Raw genomic sequence first — 20,186 nt, forward strand, 5'->3', positions numbered from 1 at the left:
TCCGCGCGGCCCGCACCGCCGGCCCGGTCAGCCCCGCGCCGCGTGCTTCCCCGGCGTCAGGATCTCGTCCAGCACCCGCAGCACCACCCCGTAGGCCACCCGGCGCACCTCGGCGTCACGCGCCGCACCGGGATCACCCGGATCACCGGGGTCCGTACGCCCGAGCTCCTCGCCCCGGGCCCGCCACGCCCGCTCCTCCTGCGCCGCGCAGGCCCGCGCCCGCTGGATGCGCCGCATCAGTTCGTCCGAATCCACCACATCCGTCATGCCGTCCGCGTACCCCCGGTGCGCCGTTCGCATGACAGGTGTTCAGAAGACGGCCGAGAGGTTTGCCTGAACCGGGACAGGTGAGCCGAAAAGGGAGGTCCGAGGCATTCTCCTTCCGCCGTTGTCATCGAAAAGGGAGCCGCAGGATGTGTGAGGAGTACACGACCCGATCCGACATCGAACCGCCGGGCGCCCGCCCGGCCGGGGCATCGTGCCCGTGCCGCCCGGCCGAGGTGCGCGAGGCCGTGGCGCGGGCGGTGTCCGAACGCTGCCGGGCCCTGCACCGGCCCTGCGACACCGACGCCCTGGAGGACGCCCTGCTGGTCGCCTCCGAACTCACCACCAACGCCATCCTGCACGGCGGCGGCGTCACCGACTTCCAGGTCGACGTCAGCGGCCCCGGGGTGCGTCTGTCGGTGAGCGACCGCAGCGACGACCTGCCCGTCGCCCTGCCGCCGACCGACCGGCAGGGACGCCGCCGCCCGGGCGGTCACGGCTGGCCCATCGTGTGCCGGCTGTCCCGCGACATCCGGGTGTCCGATCTGCCCGCCGGCGGCAAGTGCATCACCGCCGTGGTCCCGCTGGTCTGACCCCGGCGAGGGCTCCCGGCAGATTCCGCGAAGAAGCGGAGTTTGTTCCACCGGGGGTGGGGCAATCGGAGTTTCGTGCTTCGGACCGGAGGCGCGCCAGCGGGAGTGGTACGGCCGCTGAGGACCCTCCGGGTGTCCCGGCGGCGACCGCCCCGCGGTAGATACCGAAAACCACCGTTCGGGAGCGAAACCGTATGCTCATTGACACGCCCACCTCTCGTCCCGACTCCTCCGACACGACCGCCGCCCCGCACCGCAGGCGGCACGACGACGCCCCCGACACCGTGGCCCTCTTCACCCGGCTGGCGTCCCTGGACGACGGCCCCGAGCGGGACGCGGTCCGCGACGAGCTCGTCACCGCGTGGCTGCCCATGGCCCACCGCATCGCCGGACGGTTCCGCGACCGCGGGGAGTCCGTCGAGGACCTGCGCCAGGTGGCCGCCCTGGGGCTGGTGAAGGCCATCGACCGGTTCGACCCGAGCCGGGGAGCCTTCGAGAGCTACGCCGTGCCCACCATCACCGGTGAGGTCAAGCGGCACTTCCGCGACCGGATGTGGGCCCTGCGGGTGCCCCGCCGGGTGCAGGAACTGCGCAACAAGGTGCGGGTGGCCCGGCGCGAACTCACTCAGAACCCCGGCAGCCCCGAGCCGTCCGTGGCGGACATCGCCGCCCACACCGGGCTGACCGAGGAGGAGGTCGGCGCCGGGATGGAGGCCCTGGAGAGCTTCAGCACCCTCTCGCTCGACGCCGAGCTGTCGTCCGACGACGACGGCTACAGCCTCGCCGACACTCTCGGCGCCTCGGACACCTCCTACGACGTGGTGGTGGACCGGGAGTCCGCCAAGGAGGGACTGCGCAGGCTGCCGGAGCGCGAGCGCGCCATTCTCTACATGCGTTTCTTCGAGGACATGACCCAGAGCCGCATCGCCGACCGGCTGGGAATCTCCCAGATGCACGTCTCCCGCCTCATCAGCCGCAGCTGCGCCCGGGTGCGCGACGAGGCGATGGGACAGCGGGCGGGCCGGCGCGGCACCGGCGGACACTCGGCGACGGCGTGAACGACGCCCGCCCGGAACAGGAAGCGAGACACATGCTGAAGCCCCACCCCACCGTGCTGCGCCGGCTCGTCGACGAGTACGAGGCCCTGGCGGCGGCCGGAACCGGGACCGCCGGCAAACCGGCCGCCCGGGACGCGCGCATCCGCGACCTGGCGTACACCCTGTGCGTGTCGACCGGCACCCGGGACGTACGGCACGCCCTGGCCACCGCGCACCGCTGGCTGGCGGGCTCCGAGACCGCGACGGTACCCGCCCCGCCCGCCGGGCCGGACGCGGTCCTGCCGGTAACCGGGACCGACCGGTGGGACACCACCGCGAGCGCGCCCGCCCCCGCGTAGGGGCGACCCGCCCGGACCCCGGACCTTCCCGCACCTTCCCCCACCGCGCCGCGTGTGCGGGGGCGAAGCCGGGGCATCCGGAGCCCGGGAGGTTGATGTGAACTCACGTGCGATGACATGGAGGGGGCGGGCCGGCGCCCGACGGGCGGCCAACGGCTCGATGGCGGAGGGGGCCGCACGGGCGGGACTCACCGCCCGGGGCGTGATCTACCTGCTGGTCGGGGTGCTCGCCCTGCGGATCGCGTTCGGTGACGGACAACGGCAGGCGGACCGCGGCGGCGCCCTCGCGGAACTCGCCGACAAACCGTTCGGCGCGGTCCTGCTCTGGGCGCTGGGCCTGGGACTGGTCGGCATGGCCCTGTGGCGGCTGTCCGAGGCGGTGTTCGGCGCGGCCGGGAAGGACGGGCGCGGCGCGCGCAAGCGCCTGGCGTCGGCGGCGCGGTGCGGCTTCTACGCGTTCGTCGCCTGGTCGGTCCTGGCCTTCGCGGTGAACCGGAACAACGGGAGCGGGTCGAGCGACCGGCAGTCCCGGGACCTCACCGCCCGGGCCCTGGAGATACCCGCCGGACAGTGGCTGGTGGGCCTGGCCGGAGCCGCCGTCGTCGTCGTGGGCGGATGGATCGGCGTACGGGCGGCGATGCGCAAGTACCACGACAAGCTCAAGCTCGGCGAGCTCACCCCGCGCACCCGCAGGCTGGTCGACGTGACCGGCGTGGGCGGCGGGGTGGCCCGCGGCCTGGTGTTCGCCGCGGCCGGTGTCTTCGCCGTGCGCGCCGCGGTCGACTACGAGCCGGGCAGGGCCAAGGGCCTGGACGACACCCTCCGCAGCTTTGCCGGCACCCCGCTGGGCCCGTGGCTGCTGGTGTGCGTCTCCGTGGGACTGGTGCTGTTCGGGGTGTTCTCCTTCGCCCTGGCCCGCTGGCGCCGGGTGTGATCGTCGTACGGCGTCCGTGTGGCCGGCCGGGGAGGGGGCACCCGCAGGAGATGAGCGAATCCGAGCTTCCCCCGGAAGGCCGGCCCGTGGACGTCTACCTCGACCTCCTGCGCGTCCGGATGGACACCGAGGACTACCGGCTTCTGCTCCGTGTGGTGGAGCCGGTGCTGCGGGCGATCGACGAACACCGTGTGCAGGGTCTCGACCTCGCGCTGGACGGCGGGGACGAGGAACTGCCGCAGGAGGTCCGCGACGAGGCCGCCCTCGTCATCGCCACCGCCGTCACCGGCCGCCTGGACAACGAGGTGGTCGAGCTGGAGGTCGACGACAGCGGACCGGTCAGGGTGGTCACCGACGCGGCGACCGCCGCCGATCCGTCCCGTCTGGACGAGATCGCCGACTTCATCAGGGACCGGCACCGGCAGAACGAGGAACTGCGTGGCATCGCGAAGGCCAGCGGCCTGCCGACCGACTTCTGACCCCGGCACGCACGAGCCCGACGGGACCCCAGGGGTCCCGGAGCCCATGAGCGGGGCCGCACCCTCCGACACGGGGGAGGGTGCGGCCCCGCTCAGTGCTCCGGGGACTCGACCGGTACGCCGAGCGGGCGGGCGAGGCCCACCACGGCCTCGTCCAGACGCTCCAGGTGGCGCAGCACCCGGTCGGTGATGCGCCCGTAGCGGGCCGTGCCGCCGTCGCCCAGGAGCGAGGCGATGCTCGGCCCCGTCTCGACCGGCACGGCGCGGTCCTCGTCCGCGACACGGGCCGCGATGGTCCCGATGTTGCGCACCGTGCGCCCCGCCGCCCCGCGCAGCCGGGGATCCGCCGCGATCGAGGGATGCGTCGGCAGCAGCTCGGCCGTCGCCGCCAGCGAGCGCGCGTGGTACGCGCAGGTCTCCAGCAGCGCCACCACGTACCGGGCGGTGGTGCGCCGGGCCCGCAACGGGGTGACCGGATGGGTCAGCGGCTGGGTGGCGGCACGCAGATCGCCCAGCGCCTGGTCCAGCTCCCGCGCCCGGTCCAACAGGTCGTCGGCGGCGCCGCCGCTGAGCTGTCCGACGGCCGCGTCGGTGACCTCGGCGAGCCGCTCCAGCACGGTGACCAGCAGTTCGTTGGTGCGCCGGTCGGTGTTCACCGGCAGCACCAGCGCCGCCGCGACCACCCCGCAGGCCGCGCCCAGCGCCGTCTCCTCCACCCGCAGCACCAGCACCTCCCAGCTGTAGGTGTGCAGCAGCGTGTAGAGCAGGCCGAGCATCGCGGTCACGAAGAACGACATCAGCGTGTAGGACAGCGGCGCCGTGTAGAACATGGCGAAGATCAGCACCAGCACCAGCACGAACGCCGTCAGGGTGTGCCCGCCCACCAGACCGGCCAGCACGATGCCGGCGACGACCCCGAACACCGTGCCGAGCAGCCGCCGGTAGCCCTTGACCAGGATCTCGCCGGTGGACGCCGTGTTGATGAACACGATCCAGCAGGTCAGCACCGCCCAGTACCAGCGGTCCGCGGACAGCAGCTCACCGCCGACGATGGCCAGCGTCGACCCCACCGCGACCTGAACGGCCGCCCGCGTCGTGGGCCGCCGCAGCCCCCTCGGCTCCTCCGGGCCGTCCTCCTCGCCCGCGTCGATGGCGGCGTCCTCGGCATCCAGCTCCTCCCGGGAACGCGTCGTCGCCGGACTGTCGTCCGACTCGTCCTGCGGACCGTCCAGGGCGACGCGCAGCCCCATCACGGCACGGGCGGCCTCACCGACGGCCCGGAACACGTCCCGCACCGCCGGCGAGGCGGGCGGCAGATTCTCCTCGTCCCGGTAGCCGAGCAGCCGGTTGCGCATCTGGGCCACGGCCGTCCCCGCCACCCCGGTCCGCAGCACCAGCGCGCGCAGGGCGAGCAGATCCCGGCGCAGTACGGCGGTGGCCTCCCGCGGGCCGGGCAGCCGGCCGATCCGCGGGGCGGGCGCCCCGGGCAGGTGCAGGGTGAGGGTGTCGGCCCGTTCGGCGCTGCGCGCGGAGAGCAGCAGCAGACCGAGCCGCTCGGCGGCGATCTCGGCGTCCGCGACCCGGCGCTGCACCAGCCGCGCCGTCGATTGGTCCGGCGTGCCCTCCTCCAGCCGGGTCTGGATCATCAGGGCCGTCTCGTGCAGCCGGGCGTTGCCCTCCCGCACGTCCTCCAGCGCCTTGTCGACCTCGTCCGGCCCGGCGTCGAGCAGCGCCAGCTGGGCGGAGACGAGCTGGGCCAGCCGGGCCCGGAACGCCTGGCGAAGCCGCTCCAGCACACCCGCCGGCGTCACCGGGACAACGGCGAACCGCACCAGGGCGCTGCCGGCGAACGCGACGGCCAGGGCGGCCCACAGGCCCGGCAGGTCCGCGGCGGAGGCACCGACGAACAGGGCCAGGAAGTAGACCTGGAAGCCGATCAGGCCGAGCGCGGTCCCGCGGTCACCGAACCGGCGGCCGTAGACCGCGCAGAAGATGAGCACGACGAAGAAGACGTCCCCGGCGACCAGCCGCTCGCTGAGCACCGCGCCCAGCGACACCGACACCAGCGCCACCGGCAGGCCGAGGGCCAGCGTGACCGCCTGGGCGGCGCGCTGCCGCTCCCGGATGGCGAAGGTGGCGACCATCGCCGCCATCGCGCCCGCGACCAGATGGGTGACATCGGAGCCCAGGGAGGCGAGGACGGCCAGCGTCAGCGCGATGGCCCCCACCGTCCGCAGCCCGGCCGTCAGCCGCAGCAGCCCGGGATCGGACGCCGCAAGGCGGTCCCGCAGCCGTGCCCGCACCGAGCGTCCCGCCGCTTTCACCCCGCCGCACTCTCTCCCGTCGCACGCGTTGACCCGGACCCCAGCATCGCACGCCCCCTCCCGCCCGGGCCCGGCCGGTCCGCACGGGGCGTCCCGGCCGGGCCCGGCAGGTCACCGCGCGGCCCGGCCCGCCTCCGCGACGTGCGTCCGTACCTGCTCCGGCGTCAGATACACGTCACTGAAGTCGAAGTCCCGCAGGTTGCCCGGCTTGTGCGCCTGGAACCCGGTCCGCACGAAGTCGTCGCCGGCGACCGCGTTCAGCAGCCAGTTGGTCATCACCCGCGTCTTGGCGACGCCGGTGCGCAGCGCCGACCAGTGGTAGCCGCGGGCCACCGCCTGCGCGGGCAGACCGTGCAGTTCCACACCGAGCGGCTTGGACACCGCGTCGGTGCCGCCGAGGTCCACCACCAGACCGAGGTCCTGGTGGACGTACGGCCGCATCGGCAGGCCGCGCAGCGTCGCGATGACGTTCTCGGCGACGTGCCGGCCCTGCCGCAGCGCGTGCTGCGCGGTCGGCGGGCACACCGCGCCGTCGCCCTTCGCCTCGTCCGGCACCGCCGCCGCGTCACCGAGCGCGAACACCCCGTCGTGGCCCGGCAGGCACATGTTCGCGGTGACCGCCAGCCGTCCCCGTACGGTCTCCGCGCCGAGCGTGGCGATGAGCGGACTGGCGACGACGCCCGCGGTCCAGATCAGGGTGCGGGTGGGCACCACCCTCCCGTCGGTGAAGGTGACCTCCTCGGGCCCCGCCTTGGCGATGGAGACGCCCAGCGAGATCTCGATGCCGCGCCGGGTCAGGATCTCCTGCGCGCTGCGCCCGAGCCGCTCGCCCAGCTCGGGCATGAGCTTCGGCGCGATGTCGATCAGATGCCACTTGATCAGGCCCGGGTCCAGCCGCGGATACCGCTTGACGGCGGCGTGCGTCAGCCGCTGGAGACAGGCCGCGGTCTCGGTGCCCGCGTAACCGCCGCCCACCACCACGAACTGCAGCCGCGACGCCCGCTCCGCCGGGTCGTGGCTCGCGTCGGCCAGGTCGAGCTGCGAGATGACGTGGTCCCGCAGATAGGCGGCCTCGGCCAGTGACTTCATCCCGAAGGCGTGGTCCGTCAGCCCCGGGATGTCGAAGGTGCGGGTGACACTGCCGGGGGCCAGCACGATGTAGTCGTACGGCTCGTTGACGGTCTCGCCGTTGACGGTGCGTACGACGCAGATCTTGGACCGCAGGTCCACGCCGATGGCCCCGCCCGGGATGATCCGGGTCCGGTACTTCTCGCTGCGCCGCAGGGAGAGCGCGACCGACTGCGGGGTCAGCACCCCGGAGGCCACCTGGGGCAGCAGCGGCAGATAGAGCTGGTAGGAGAACGGCGTCACCAGCGTGAGGTCGGCCTCGTTCGGGGCGAGTCTGCGCTCCAGCCGCCGCACGCACTCCACACCGGCGAAACCTGCGCCCACCACCAGGATCCTTGGTCGTGTCACGGTGTCCATCCCTTCCTGCGGCTCCAGGCGGTCCGCCTCGAACATCGACGCCTGACGCGTGCCCATGTTCAGCTCCACGATGCCCGCACCGGCGCGGGAACGCACCGGGAAGCCGCGGCGCGCGGCGCGCGGGGCCGGTCAGGCGTGCAGGTGGGACAGCAGCAGGCAGACGTCGTCATCGCGTTCGGAGTCGCTCAGCAGCGGATGGAGGATCCGGTCCGCCGCGTCCTCCAGATCCGCGCCCAGCTCCGCCGAACCGAACGACCCCAGGGCCGCAGCGAGCCGCTCGATGCCGGGGTCGATCCCCTGGGCCCGCCGCTCGACCAGCCCGTCCGTGTAGAGCGCGAGCGTCGACCCGGGCGTCAGCCGCTCGGTGTGGTCGGCAATCTCCTGGTGCAGCGGGATGCCGAGCATCGCGCCCGGCTTGGCGTCCAGGACGCGCACCCGCCCGTCGGGCAGCCGCAGCACCGGCGGCGGATGCCCCGCCGCGGCCCACGTCAGCGTGTGCTCGTCCGGATGGAACCGGGCGATGACGGCGGTGGCGAACAGGTCCGGCTGGAGATGGTGCAGGAACTCGTGCAGCCGGGTCAGCAGCCGTCCGGGGCCGCCGCCGTCGACGGCGTAGGCGCGCAGCGCGGTGCGCAGCTGGCTCATCATCATCGCGGCGTGCAGCCCGTGCCCCGTCACGTCGCCGACCACGGTGATCAGGCTGCCGTCCCGCTGCCGGAACGCGTCGTACCAGTCGCCGCCGATGTTCAGCCCGTGCGTGGCCGGCAGATAGCGCGCGGCCAGACTCAGGCCCGGCCGCGTCGGCAGGTCCGTGAGCAGGGCGCGTTGCAGCGTCTCGGCGATGTCCCGGTTGTGCTCGAACCGGCGGGCGTTGTCCAGGGCGATACCGGCCCGCCGGGCCAGCTCGACCAGCATGACCGCGTCGTCCGGGTCCCACCGCTCGCCCGGCGGCGACAGCGTCAGCACCCCCAGCGGCGCACGGCGGGTCACCAGCGGGACGCAGAGCAGCGGCCGGTGCGGGTCCAGGGCGGACGGCGGCCGGTCGTCGACGCCCGGCAGGCCGCCGGGGTGGTCGGCGGCGTACTGCGGCCGGCCGGTGCGGGCCGCGCGGACCGCCGCGGCCGGGTGGGTCGTGGGCGGGTGCCGGTCGCCGTCCTGGTCGAACAGCCACACGTCGACACCGCGGGCGTACCGCGGCACCAGCAGCTCCGGCAGCCGGCGCGCGATCTCGTCGTGGTTCAGCGAGGCGTTCAGCGCGGCGCTCGCGTCCGCGAGGAACGTCAGCCTGCGGCGCGCGTTCTCCGCCTCCTTGCGGGCCCGGCGCTCGGCGGCGAACGCCTCCCGCTGCGCACGGCCCGCCGCGTCCAGCTCCGCGTGCAGGGCCAGCACGCCCTGGTTGGTCTGGTGCAGCTCCTCCCGGTGGAAGGCGACCAGCTCCTGCTGCTCGGCCAGCTTGTCCAGCACCACGGCCGTGTCCTCGTCGGCGCCCAGCAGCGCCTCGGACAGCCCGGCCGGATCCTCCGGCACCGTGGCGGGGGCGGCCTTCCGGTCCGGCTCGGGGCACGGGACGGTCACCGTCCACGGGGTGCCGTCGGCGGCGCCCGCCCCGGGGGAGGGCGTCAGCACGGCGTGCAGCGCCGTGTCCCCGCCGGACGGACCGGGCCCGTCCAGGGTGAGCACCCAGGTGCCGCCCTTGGTGAGGCACTGCCGCAGCCGGCCGCTGAGCGCCGTGGCCAGCCGGGCGCGTTCGACCGTGGGCACCCCGTACTCGGCGGCCAGCCGCGCGACGGCGATCCGGGCGCGCGCCGCGTCCGTCACCGTCCGGATTCGCCAGGTGCGCGTCATCGGCGGTCCGGGGGGACGGGGGCCAGCACGACCACGGCGGTGTCGTCCCGCACCGGGCGCGCGGGACTGCCCGCGTCCCGGACGGTCACGGCCGCCGTCACGGCCGGGTCGGCCGGGGGCAGTCCCGTGTCGGCCGGCGGCGTCCAGCGGCCGGGCAGACCGTCGGTGTGCAGGATCAGCAGGCTCTCCGCCGACCAGGCGACCTCGTCCTCCCGCACGGTGTGCGGCCGGTGCACCCCGACGATGCCGGGCCGGGACAGCAGCGACCGCCAACGGCCGTCCTCCCGCAGCCGGGCGGTCACATTGCCGATGCCCGCGAAACGCAGCCGGCCGGCCCAGGTGTCGAGCTGGGCCACGGCCACGGCCGCGCCCCGGGTGCCCGACAGCGCCGAGTGGAGCCGGCGCAGCGCCTCGGCGGGCGGCAGGTGGCCCGCGTGGCGCAGCGCCTCGACGGCGGCGGTCGAGGCGCGGGCCGCCTCGCTCCCGTGGCCCAGACCGTCGGCCAGCATCAGCGTCAGCCGGTCACCGGACCTGACCCACGCCCAGGCGTCCCCCGAGAAGTCCGCACCGGCGAACGGCACGTTGACGCCGCCGGCCCGCACCTCGGACGCCGTCGACGGGCCGCCGTCCCCCTCACCGCTGGGCCCGTGGACCGCCGGGTCGGAAGCGGGGCCGACGCGGGCCACCGCCACGGTGCCCCGGCCGGGCACACTGTGCACGTCGAAGTCGTCGGCGAGACGCCGGCACGTGCCGAGGCCCGCGCCGAGCGAGCCCGTCGTGGAGAACCCGTCCCGCAGCGCACCGACCACGTCGGTGAGCCCCGGCCCGTGGTCGAGCGCGGTGATCTGCACGGCCCGCTCCGGCCGCCCCTCCCGGGCCGAGGGCGGGTCGACCACGTCGACCAGCACCTCACCGGCCTGGGCGTACTTGAGGAGGTTGGTGGCGAGCTCGGTCGCCACCAGGGACACGGCGGCGGTGCGGCGCTCGTCCAGCCCGGCCAGCGCCGCGGCGTCCTCCGCCGCGACCCGGACGTCACGCACCCGGGTCGAGTCCTGCACCGGCACCTCCCACACCCGGGGCATCAGACGCCCCCGCGCGGGCGCGGCGGCCGGCACGTCCACGACGTCACCCGCACCGTGGTCCCGGCCCCCGGCGCGCTCTCGACCGCGAAGTCGTGCACCAGGCGCCGCGCCCCGGGCAGCCCCATCCCCAGCCCGTCCCCCGAGGTGTAGCCGTCGCTGAGCGCACGGTCGAGGTCGGGGATGCCGGGTCCCGAGTCGCTGAAGGTCAGCCGCAGACCGTCGACGCCGTCGGCGGTGGTGACGTGTGTGGCCTCCATCAGACCACCGCCGCCGTGCACCAGGGTGTTGCGGGCCAGCTCGCTGGCCGCGGTCACCAGCTTCGTCTGGTCCACCAGGCCGAAACCGAGCTGGGCGGCGGCCTGCCGCACGTGCTGACGCACCCACGCGAGGTCCATGTCCGACCGGATGGGCAGGCGGGCCTCGACGCCCGCGCCGGTGTGCATCACTGCCTCTCCTCGTGCATGCCGCCGGAACGGGACGACACGACGGGCTGTGCGAGCAGCTCCAGCGCCGCCTCGGTGGTCAGCGCCGTACGCAGACCCGGCAGCGTCAGACCCAGCTCCACCAGGGTGATCGCGACCGCCGGGCGCATGCCGGCCACCACGGTCCGCGCGGCCAGCAGTTCGGTCTGCGCCGCGGTCTCGGCCAGCACCCGCCCGAGGAAGGAGTCGACGATCTCCACTGCGGAGATGTCGATGACCACCCCCGCGACCCCGCTGCGGGCGATGGTTTCCGACAGGTCCTGCTGGAGCTGGTGCGCCGTGCTGTCGTGCAGGTCCCCCTGGAGGGTGACGAGCAGCACGTCGCCGAGCTTGAGCACCGGCACATGTCCCGCGACCGGGCGGGAGAACCCCTCGTTCACCGGCGGCCCGCACCCTCGGGCGCCGCGTTCACGATGTTCGCCCCCAGCTCGTGCAGGCAGTACCCGAGGGCGTCGGCCAGGCTCGCGCGGGTCTTCACCGTGCCGAGGTCCAGGCCCAGGTGCACGATGGTCTGCGCGATCGCCGGACGGATACCGGACACCACGCACTCCGCGCCCATCAGCCGGGCCGCGGCGACCGTCTTCATCAGGTGCTGCGCCACCAGCGAGTCGACGGTCGGCACACCGGTGATGTCGAGGATCGCGAACCGGGCGTGCTGGTCGACCACCGCGTTCAGCAGCGTCTCCATCACGACCTGGCTGCGGGCGCTGTCCAGCGTCCCGATCAGCGGGACCGCCACGATGCCGTCCCACAGCTTGATGACCGGCGTCGCCACCTCCAGCAGTTGCAGCCGCTGCCGGTCGATGAGGGCCTGCCCCTCGCTCAGCGCCGTCTGCATGGCCACCAGACGCAGCGTCCCCAGCAGCACGCTGAGCGCCGTCGAGCACTCCCGCTGCCGCTCGGGCGGCTCCTGCTCCAGATCGGCGACCAGCAGGTTCTCCACCGGGGGCAGCAGCGCGGCCAGCTCGCTCGACACCTGGGTGGTGGACAGGCCCGCGCGGGAGCGGGCCGCCCCCATCCGCGCCAGCTGCTCGCGCACCCCGGTGAATCCCGCGGCGTCCGGGTCCTCGACCCGCTCCGCGTCGGCCACCTGGGCCAGCGCGTCGACGACCACCTTGCCCGCCTCCACCGCCTCGTCCCGCGAGACCGTGAACACCGTACGGAACAGCGGCTCGTCCGCCCACCGCTGGGCGATCTGCTCGCGCCGGCGCCGCAGGAAGTCCCTGACCGCGTGCGCGGGCGTGGCGAGTGATCCGGCCGCTTCGTGCTCCGGCACCTTCTGTTCTCCTGTCGTCGTTGCGTCGCACCGGGTCCGCCCCGGGCTCGGGAGTGCGCGTCGTGTTCAGGAGCCGGGCTCCGCCGGGGTGTCCGGCAGCCCGTCGACGCGCTCCAGCGCCTCGTCGACGCTCTCCGAGACGGGGACGGTGATGCTCACGCCCGTCAGGTCCAGGATGCGGCGCACCGCGGGGGTGGGGGAGATGATGTGCACGCTCCCCGGCAGCTCCCGCGCCTCCTGGTAGACCCGCAGGATGATGTTCATCCCGGACGAGTCCATGAAGGGGACCGCCGACAGGTCGAGCAGGAAGTGCCGGCGGCCGTGATGGAGCTGGTTGGCCAGGTGGTGCTGGAACTCGGTCGCCGTGTCGACGTCCAAGTACCCCTCCACCGTGAGCAGGGCCACGTCCTCACGGGGCAGCGTCACTTCGACGGACAACGGGTCCTGGGCTATGGGCACGGTACCTCCAACAAGGTGATCAAGCTTTTCGTCGCGCAGCCGCGCGTACCCCCGAATCGCCCGGTCATGCCTCGGCCCCGCCCAGGCCCCGCCATTCCTCCTCAGCCGACCCTGATGCCCACGATGCAGGTGTCGTCGTCCGTGTCCGACCTGCTGTACGTCAACAGCCGGTCCAGCCGCTGGTCGAGTGTGCCCGGGACGGTGGCGGCGGTGGTGAGCAGATGGGTCAGGGACTCCTCCACCGAGCGGTCCCGGCGCTCGATCAGACCGTCCGTGTACATCAGCAGGTTGTCCTCGGCCGCCAGCCGCACCTCCGCCTCCTCGTACGACGCCTCCGGTACGGCACCGAGCAGCAGCCCGCTCACCAGCGGCAGCGGAGCGGCCTCGGAGCCCCGCACCAGCACCGGCGGCAGATGACCCGCCCGCGCCCACCGCAGCGTGCGCGAGGCGGGGTCGTACACGCCGCAGACCGCGGTGGCGGTGACGCCGCCCGTCAGGTGGTGCGCCACGATGTTCAGCCACGACAGCAGCTGTCCGGGGCCCGCCCCGGTGACGGCGAGACCGCGCAGCGCGTTGCGCAGGACCACCATGCTGGTCGCCGCCTCTATGCCGTGGCCCGCGACGTCGCCCACGCACAGCAGCACCAGCCCGGAGGGCAGCACCACCGCGTCGTACCAGTCGCCGCCCACCAGCTGCTCGGCCTCCGCCGGCCGGTAGCGGACGGCCACGTCGAGGTCGGGCACCTGCAGCGGCGCCTGGGCGGGCGGCATGATGGCGCGCTGCAGTTGCAGCGTCAGCCGGTCGCGTTCGCTGGCGTGCTGCTCGGTGTGGGCGAGCTGGTCGCGGGTGGCCGCCAGCGCCACCTCCGTCCAGTGCTGGGCCGAGATGTCCTGGTAGGCGCCCCGGGTGGTGAGCAGCCGGCCGTCGGTGTCCAGGACCGGTTCGGCGACCACCCGGATGTGCCGGGTCACCCCGTCCGGCCGCTGGAGCCGGAACGCGGCCGACGCCGGACGCCGGTGGTGCAGCAGCGTCCGCAGGAAGCGGCCGATGGTGACCGCGTCGTCGGGATGGGCGTGCGCGGTCAGCTCCTCCAACGGCACCGGGGGGCTCGTGGGCGGGCGGCCGTACAGGTCGTACAGCTGTCCGTTCCAGGTGATCTCCCCGGTCAGCAGGTTCTCCTCGAAACCGCCGATCCGGCCGAGCCGCTGGGCGTGCTGGAGCAGGCTCGCCAGGCGGGCCGTCTCGTCCTCGATGCGCCAGATGAACAGGATGCCCGCGCCGTGCCGGCTGACGCTGATGTCCGCCACCGACGCCAGCGGCACCTGGTCGACGAGGGCGGTCAGGTTCATGCGCCGGGCCCGGAACGGCTCACCCGTGGCGTACACCCGCTCGATCCGCTGGAACAGCTCGCTGTTCCCGGCGGCCATCGGGTACGCCTCCAGCAGCAGCGCTCCGCTGACCATGCCGCGCGGACGGCCCGCCGGGTCCAGGAAGCGGCTGTTGACGTGCTGGATGCGGAAGTCCACCAGGTTCCCGGAGTCGTCCAGGTGGGGCACCAGGACGAGGGCCGGGTCGTACAGCCCGTCGGCCAGGTCCATCAGCTCCGCGGCGTCCGGCAGCACCCGCGGCCGGTGGGTCGGGTCGCCCGGCACCTCGAACGTCTCCAGGGTGTGGGCGCACAGCTCGGCCAGCGCCTCCACCTGACGGACGATCTGCGGCGGCTGCGGGGGCAGCGGCCCGGGCCAGACGATCTCCAGTACGCCGTAGACGCGTCCCCCGGTACCGGCGGGCACGGCCGCCCGGCCGCCGTCCGGGTGGTGGTGCCGCCCGACACTGGGCAGGCCCCGGTCGGCCGGCGACGTGAGCCACAGGCCCTCGCGCTGTTCGAGGCCGCACCGGGCCACCGTCGCCACGTCCGGCGGCACGTAGTACCAGCGGGCCGCCTCGGCGGGGGAGAACCCGGCGCTGCCCGCCAGGGTGAGCGAGCCGTCCGCGCCGGCCGCCCAGATCGCCACGGCCACCGCGCCCAGCGGGCGCAGCGCCTGGTCGAGCAGCGACTCGGCCACGGCCTGGGTGTCGCCGGCCGCCAGTGCCCCGCTCTCGGCCGCGCGCAACCTTACGGCGGCCGGTTCCGGACCGGCCTCCTCGGCGGCCCGGGTGGCGGCCAGGAAGGCGTCCGTCACCTCCGACATCTCGTCCCGGGCGGCCTGGTTGATGACCTCGACCGCGAACTCCAGGAGGGTGGTCCCGGCCTGCTCGGTCAGCTCGGCGAGCTGCCGCGCGGCCTGCGCGGGACCGCACCCCAGGCGTTCGACCAGGATGCCCTTGGCGAGTTCGATCAGCGCCCGCCCCTCGGCCTCGGCCTGCGCGGCCCGCACCTCACGGCTGAGCCGGTCCACGGTGGCCGCCAGCCTGCCCACGGGCGAGTCGGCGGACACCCCGGCGGGCCCGGCCGGGGGACGTTCGAGCCCTGTCTCACCGGCCGGCGGCCCGGTGCGGTGCTCCCCGGCGCTCATGCCGGCAGCCAGCGGCGGACACAGGCGATCAGGTCCTGGGCGTCGACCGGCTTGGTGACGTAGTCGCTGGCGCCCGAGGCGAGGCTCTTCTCCCGGTCCCCGGGCATCGCCTTCGCGGTGACGGCGATGATCGGCAGTTCGGCGTAGCGGGGCATCGAGCGGATCTCGGCCGTGGCGGCGTAGCCGTCCAGCTCGGGCATCATCACGTCCATCAGCACGAGCGCCACGTCGGGGTTGTCGACGAGTCTCTCGATGCCCTTGCGGCCGTTCTCCGCGTGCAGCACGCGGAAGCCGTGCAGCTCCAGGATGCCGCTGAGCGCGAAGAGGTTGCGCGCGTCGTCGTCGACGACCAGGACGGTACGGCCGTCGTACGAGCCGTCCACCACCGGCTGCGGAGCCGGCCGCTGCGCCTCGTCCGGGCGCACCAGCGACAGCACGTCGCCGGGCTCCTCCGCGGCCAGGTGCAGGGCGATGCGCTCGCGCAGCTCGTCCAGGCTGGACAGGAACTCCAGCGCCGTGCCCGCGGCACGGGAACGCAGCGCCTCCTCCAGCGCGGCGTCGGCCCGGTGCCCGCTGTGCACCAGCACCGGCACGCTCGCCAGGGCGGAGTCGCCCCGCACCGCCTCCAGGAACCGGGTGACCTCCTCCTGGGCCATGCCGAGCTCCAGCACCACGCAGTGGCAGGGGTCGGCGGCCAGCGCACCGGCCGCCTCCTGGGCGCCGACGGCGGTGATGATGTCGACCGGCGGCCGGGAGGTGCCGTCGCCCCGGCCGCCGGCGACGTCCTGGACCACGCTCTCCGCGACCAGGGTCAGCAGCCCACGGGGCCGCTCCTCCACGACCAGCAGGCGCCGCGGACGCCGCCCCGACCCGGTCCCCGCCTCGATCGCCGGCGGCTGCCCCGACGGCGCCTCCACGACGGTCCCGGCGACGGTGCGGTCCGAGACCGCGGCGGGACGCAGCAGCGACTCGAACTCCGGCCGGGCCACCGGCAGGAACAGCGTGAACGTGCTGCCCTGACCCGCGACGCTGTCCACCGTGACCGCCCCGCCGAGCAGATGCGCGATCTCCCGGGTGATCGACAGACCGAGGCCCGTGCCCCCGTACTTGCGGCTCGTCGTGCCGTCCGCCTGCTGGAAGGCGCCGAAGATCGACTCCAGGTGCTGTTCGGGGATGCCGACACCGGTGTCCTGCACCCGGAAGGCCACCACGGGCCCGCCGCGCAGCACCCCGGCGGGCACCTCGTCGTCCGGCGCGGGTTCGACCCGCAGTTCCACCCGGCCCCGCTCGGTGAACTTGACCGCGTTGGACAGCAGGTTGCGCAGCACCTGCCGCAGCCGGGAGTCGTCGGTGAGCAGGTCCGCCGGCGCGCCCGGCGCCGTCGTCACCGCGAAGTCCAGGCTCTTCTGCATCGTCATGGGCCGGAAGGTGGCCTCGACGTACTCGATGAGCCGGCGCAGCTCCACCCGCTCCGGGCTGACGTCCATCTTCCCGGCCTCGACCTTGGACAGGTCGAGGATGTCGTTGATCAGCTGGAGCAGGTCCGAGCCCGCCGAGTGGATGATCTGCGCGTACTCGACCTGCTTGGGGCTGAGGTTGCGCGAGGGGTTCTGGGCGAGCAGCTGGGCCAGGATCAGCAGGCTGTTCAGCGGGGTGCGCAGCTCGTGGCTCATGTTGGCCAGGAACTCCGACTTGTACTTCGAGGCCAGCGACAACTGCTGGGCGCGTGCCTCCAGTTCCTGCCGGGCCTGCTCGATCTGGAGGTTCTTGGCCTCGATGTCCCGGTTCTGCGCCGCCAGCAGCGCCGCCTTGTCCTCCAGCTCGGCGTTGGAGTGCTGCAGTTCCTCCTGCTGGGACTGCAACTCCGCGGAGCGCTCCTGCAGTTCGGCGGTGAGCCGCTGCGACTCGGTCAGCAGCTCGTCGGTACGGGCGTTGGCCACGATGGTGTTGACGTTGACGCCGACGGTCTCCATCAGCTGCGCCAGGAAGTCGTGGTGGATCTGCGTGAACGGTGTCACCGACGCCAGCTCGATGACCCCGAGCACCTGGCCCTCGACCACGATGGGCAGCAGCACCAGCGCGGTCGGCACCACCCGGCCGAGCCCGGAGGAGATGATCACGTAGTCCGGCGGCAGCTCGTCCACCGTGATGGTGCGGCGGCTGCGCGCGGCCTGCCCGACCAGGGTGCGGCCGAACGGGATGCGGGTGGGCCGGGCCTCGTCGTCGGGGTAGCCGTAGGAGCCGACGAGCCGCAGCTCGGGACCGCTCTCGCCGTCCTCCGCCAGGTAGAAGGCGCCGTACTGGGCCGACACCAGCGGCACCAGCTCGTCCATGATCAGCTCGGCGACCACGGACAGGTCGCGGTGCCCCTGCATCAGCCCGGAGACCCGGGCGAGGTTGCTCTTGAGCCAGTCCTGCTCCTGGTTGGCCCGGGTGGTCTCGCGCAGGGACTCCACCATCGCGTTGATGTTGTCCTTGAGCTCGGCGACCTCGCCGGAGGCCTCCACGTTCACGGAGCGGGTCAGGTCGCCCTCGGCGACGGCGCTCGTGACCTCGGCGATCGCCCGGACCTGCCGGGTGAGGTTGCCGGCCAGCTCGTTGACGTTCTCGGTGAGCCGCTTCCAGGTGCCGGAGACGCCCTCGACCTCGGCCTGTCCGCCGAGGCGGCCCTCGGTGCCGACCTCGCGGGCGACGCGGGTGACCTCCTGGGCGAAGGCGGAGAGCTGGTCGACCATCGTGTTGATGGTCGTCTTCAGCTCCAGGATCTCGCCGCGCGCGTCGACGTCGATCTTCTTCGACAGGTCGCCCCGGGCCACCGCGGTCGTCACCAGCGCGATGTTGCGCACCTGCCCGGTGAGGTTGTTGGCCATGGAGTTGACGTTGTCGGTGAGGTCCTTCCAGGTGCCCGCGACGTGCGGCACGTGCGCCTGTCCGCCGAGCCGGCCCTCGGTGCCGACCTCGCGGGCGACGCGGGTCACCTCGTCGGCGAAGGCCGACAGCGTGTCGACCATGGTGTTGATGACGTCCGCCAGCGCGGCCACCTCGCCGGCGGCCTCGACCCTGATCCGCTGCGACAGGTCGCCGCGCCCCACGGCGGACGCGACCTGGGCGATGGAGCGGACCTGACCGGTCAGGTTGGACGCCATCACGTTGACGTTGTCGGTGAGGTCCTTCCAGGTGCCCGAGACACCCCGGACCTGGGCCTGTCCGCCGAGGCGGCCCTCGGTGCCGACCTCGCGGGCGACGCGGGTGACCTCGTCGGCGAAGGCGGAGAGCTGGTCGACCATCGTGTTGATGGTGTTCTTGAGTTCGAGGATCTCGCCGCGGGCGTCCACGGTGATCTTCTGCGACAGGTCGCCCTTGGCGACCGCCGTCGCCACCAGGGCGATGTTGCGGACCTGGCCGGTGAGGTTGCCGGCCATGAAGTTCACCGAGTGGGTGAGATCGCGCCAGGTGCCCTTCACGCCCTGCACGTCGGCCTGTCCGCCGAGGCGGCCCTCGGTGCCGACCTCGCGGGCGACGCGGGTGACCTCGTCGGCGAAGGCGGAGAGCTGGTCGACCATCGTGTTGATGGTGTTCTTGAGTTCGAGGATCTCGCCGCGGGCGTCCACGGTGATCTTCTGCGACAGATCGCCCTTGGCGACCGCCGTCGTGACCTGGGCCACGTTGCGGACCTGGGCGGTCAGATTGCCCGCCATGGCGTTCACCGAGTCCGTCAGATCGGCCCAGGTGCCCGAGACCCCCGGCACCTCGGCCTGCCCGCCGAGCGCCCCCTCGGTGCCCACCTCGCGGGCCACGCGCGTCACCTCGGAGGTGAACACGGAAAGCTGGTCCACCATGCCGTTGAAGACCTTGGCGATGTCCCCCATGAGACCGTCCGCGCCGTCCGGCAGCCTGGTCCCGAAGTCGCCGTCCCGTACGGCCGTCAGCCCCGCCAGGAGCTGTCGCAGCTCCTGATCCCCCGGTGCCGCATCGGCCGCCACGGCGCTCTTGCTGGTCATGCGCACCCTCGTTCCGGCAGAGTCAGTGTGCATTTCCGCAGTTCACGGATCTGCGCGATGAGAAAATACGTCGAAGGCTAACCCAGGTCACCGGTGCGCAACAAAAGCGTGGCGCCGCCCGGCCCACGGCGGGCGGACACCGTCCGGCGCGATGTGGTCCATTCCTTTCGAATGCACCAGCGCCCGACGGGTATCTGCTGCTGTGGAGGCGGGAGGAGGCAAGGAGCAGTGCCCATAGAAAGCATCTGGTCGTACGCGCCGGCCCTGGGCCACGTCGTACAGGACCAGGACCTGACGGGATTCACCGTCGTCGCGCGGGACGGCACCATCGGCCACGTCGACCGGCAGGCCGACCACCACGGCATGCGGCACCTCGTCGTGGACACCGGAGTGTGGGTGTTCGGCCGCAGTCTGCTGGTGCCGGTCGGCGTCGTCGCGGACATCGACCCCGGGCAGCGGAAACTGACGGTGTCCTGCGACAGGGCCGAGGTGAAGGCGGCGCCCCGGTTCCGGACCGACAGCGAGACCATGGACCCCGCCTATCTCAGCGCGGTCGGTGACTACTACCACCGGCTGCCGCCGCGCGAGAGTACCACCGGGTGAGCACGGTCCCGGCCCGGCGGGCGCCGGACACCGGGGTGGACAGCGCCGCCGGCGCCCGCGCGCACGCCGAGGCGGTCGTGCGCGCGCACTGGGCGTCCGAGGGCCGCACCCCGCACCACCAGGACATGATCGACCTCTCGCTCGTCGTCTCGGAACTCGTCACCAACGCCATCCGGCACGGCGCCGGACTGGCCGGCTTCGACGCCCGGACGACGGACGAGGGCGTACGGATCGCCGTCCACGACCACAGCGACGTCATCCCCGAGGCCGCCGGCGGAACCGGCGCCCTTCCGGCCCCGCACCGGGGCAGCGGCTACGGCTGGCCCCTGGTGATCAGGCTGGCGCGGGAGATCGACGTCCGCAGGCGCCCCGGGGGCGGCAAGACGGTCAGCGTGCTGGTCCCCCTGCGCGACGCGCCCGCTCCCGGTGCCGCCGCGGACTGACGGG

General features: G+C 73.6%; 18 protein-coding genes. 7 read left to right on the top strand and 11 right to left on the bottom strand.

Annotated elements, in window-relative coordinates:
• Positions 1 to 27 precede the first annotated feature (27 nt).
• A complete protein-coding gene (locus FHX78_RS33285; protein ID WP_145871052.1) occupies positions 28 to 267 on the bottom strand; it encodes a hypothetical protein in 240 nt (79 codons plus the stop codon).
• A gap of 146 nt (positions 268 to 413) precedes the next feature.
• On the opposite strand from FHX78_RS33285, the gene FHX78_RS33290 reads away from it, so the two are divergent.
• The 5 genes from FHX78_RS33290 to FHX78_RS33310 all read left to right on the top strand — a co-directional run bounded on the left by FHX78_RS33290 (position 414) and on the right by FHX78_RS33310 (position 3,666).
• Positions 414 to 857 carry an ATP-binding protein gene (locus FHX78_RS33290; protein WP_145871053.1) on the top strand — a complete coding sequence of 148 codons (444 nt, stop codon included), beginning with the start codon at positions 414 to 416 and terminating at the stop codon, positions 855 to 857.
• Between the two features lie 194 nt (positions 858 to 1,051).
• Positions 1,052 to 1,915 (top strand): SigB/SigF/SigG family RNA polymerase sigma factor, encoded by an 864-nt coding sequence (locus FHX78_RS33295; protein ID WP_145871054.1) that lies wholly within the window; start codon positions 1,052 to 1,054, stop codon positions 1,913 to 1,915.
• A gap of 32 nt (positions 1,916 to 1,947) precedes the next feature.
• Positions 1,948 to 2,253 carry a DUF5133 domain-containing protein gene (locus FHX78_RS33300; RefSeq protein ID WP_145871055.1) on the top strand — a complete coding sequence of 102 codons (306 nt, stop codon included), beginning with the start codon at positions 1,948 to 1,950 and terminating at the stop codon, positions 2,251 to 2,253.
• A 112-nt stretch (positions 2,254 to 2,365) separates the two neighbouring features.
• The gene (locus tag FHX78_RS33305) at positions 2,366 to 3,187 is read left to right on the top strand and encodes a DUF1206 domain-containing protein (protein WP_145871056.1); all 822 of its coding nucleotides are present in this window, start codon (positions 2,366 to 2,368) and stop codon (positions 3,185 to 3,187) included.
• A gap of 50 nt (positions 3,188 to 3,237) precedes the next feature.
• On the top strand, positions 3,238 to 3,666 hold the full coding sequence (locus FHX78_RS33310) for a hypothetical protein (RefSeq protein ID WP_145871057.1): 429 nt from the start codon (positions 3,238 to 3,240) through the stop codon (positions 3,664 to 3,666).
• Between the two features lie 92 nt (positions 3,667 to 3,758).
• Here the strand turns inward: FHX78_RS33310 and FHX78_RS33315 are convergent, their stop codons facing one another.
• From FHX78_RS33315 to FHX78_RS33360, 10 genes are all read right to left on the bottom strand, one after another.
• Positions 3,759 to 5,990 (bottom strand): FUSC family protein, encoded by a 2,232-nt coding sequence (locus FHX78_RS33315; RefSeq protein WP_145871058.1) that lies wholly within the window; start codon positions 5,988 to 5,990, stop codon positions 3,759 to 3,761.
• Positions 5,991 to 6,101: 111 nt separating this feature from the next.
• Positions 6,102 to 7,475, bottom strand: a complete 1,374-nt coding sequence (locus FHX78_RS33320) for an NAD(P)/FAD-dependent oxidoreductase (protein ID WP_167532015.1) — start codon at positions 7,473 to 7,475, stop codon at positions 6,102 to 6,104.
• Between the two features lie 129 nt (positions 7,476 to 7,604).
• A complete protein-coding gene (locus FHX78_RS33325) occupies positions 7,605 to 9,320 on the bottom strand; it encodes a PP2C family protein-serine/threonine phosphatase (protein WP_145871060.1) in 1,716 nt (571 codons plus the stop codon).
• The gene (locus FHX78_RS33330; protein WP_145872275.1) at positions 9,317 to 10,402 is read right to left on the bottom strand and encodes an ATP-binding SpoIIE family protein phosphatase; all 1,086 of its coding nucleotides are present in this window, start codon (positions 10,400 to 10,402) and stop codon (positions 9,317 to 9,319) included. The genes FHX78_RS33325 and FHX78_RS33330 overlap by 4 nt, the downstream gene beginning before the upstream one ends.
• On the bottom strand, positions 10,402 to 10,845 hold the full coding sequence (locus FHX78_RS33335; RefSeq protein WP_145871061.1) for an anti-sigma regulatory factor: 444 nt from the start codon (positions 10,843 to 10,845) through the stop codon (positions 10,402 to 10,404). Before FHX78_RS33335 ends, FHX78_RS33330 begins: the two co-directional genes overlap by 1 nt.
• Complete coding sequence (locus tag FHX78_RS33340; protein WP_145871062.1) at positions 10,845 to 11,264, bottom strand: STAS domain-containing protein; 420 nt, start codon at positions 11,262 to 11,264, stop codon at positions 10,845 to 10,847. Before FHX78_RS33340 ends, FHX78_RS33335 begins: the two co-directional genes overlap by 1 nt.
• Positions 11,261 to 12,160, bottom strand: coding sequence for an STAS domain-containing protein (locus FHX78_RS33345; protein ID WP_145871063.1), 900 nt, complete (start codon positions 12,158 to 12,160; stop codon positions 11,261 to 11,263). The genes FHX78_RS33340 and FHX78_RS33345 overlap by 4 nt, the downstream gene beginning before the upstream one ends.
• Positions 12,161 to 12,226: 66 nt before the next feature.
• The gene (locus FHX78_RS33350) at positions 12,227 to 12,619 is read right to left on the bottom strand and encodes an STAS domain-containing protein (RefSeq protein WP_145871064.1); all 393 of its coding nucleotides are present in this window, start codon (positions 12,617 to 12,619) and stop codon (positions 12,227 to 12,229) included.
• A 101-nt stretch (positions 12,620 to 12,720) separates the two neighbouring features.
• Positions 12,721 to 15,135 carry a SpoIIE family protein phosphatase gene (locus tag FHX78_RS33355; RefSeq protein WP_145871065.1) on the bottom strand — a complete coding sequence of 805 codons (2,415 nt, stop codon included), beginning with the start codon at positions 15,133 to 15,135 and terminating at the stop codon, positions 12,721 to 12,723.
• Positions 15,132 to 19,136: a HAMP domain-containing protein gene (locus FHX78_RS33360; RefSeq protein WP_145871066.1), complete on the bottom strand. Its 4,005-nt coding sequence runs from the start codon at positions 19,134 to 19,136 to the stop codon at positions 15,132 to 15,134. The genes FHX78_RS33355 and FHX78_RS33360 overlap by 4 nt, the downstream gene beginning before the upstream one ends.
• A 228-nt stretch (positions 19,137 to 19,364) precedes the next feature.
• Here FHX78_RS33360 and FHX78_RS33365 point away from each other — a divergent pair, with 228 nt between their 5' ends.
• Both FHX78_RS33365 and FHX78_RS33370 read left to right on the top strand, forming a co-directional pair.
• Positions 19,365 to 19,739 (top strand): PRC-barrel domain-containing protein, encoded by a 375-nt coding sequence (locus FHX78_RS33365; protein ID WP_145871067.1) that lies wholly within the window; start codon positions 19,365 to 19,367, stop codon positions 19,737 to 19,739.
• On the top strand, positions 19,736 to 20,182 hold the full coding sequence (locus FHX78_RS33370; protein ID WP_145871068.1) for an ATP-binding protein: 447 nt from the start codon (positions 19,736 to 19,738) through the stop codon (positions 20,180 to 20,182). Before FHX78_RS33365 ends, FHX78_RS33370 begins: the two co-directional genes overlap by 4 nt.
• Positions 20,183 to 20,186 lie beyond the last annotated feature (4 nt).

Source organism: Streptomyces capillispiralis (assembly GCF_007829875.1).
Lineage (GTDB): Bacteria > Actinomycetota > Actinomycetes > Streptomycetales > Streptomycetaceae > Streptomyces > Streptomyces capillispiralis.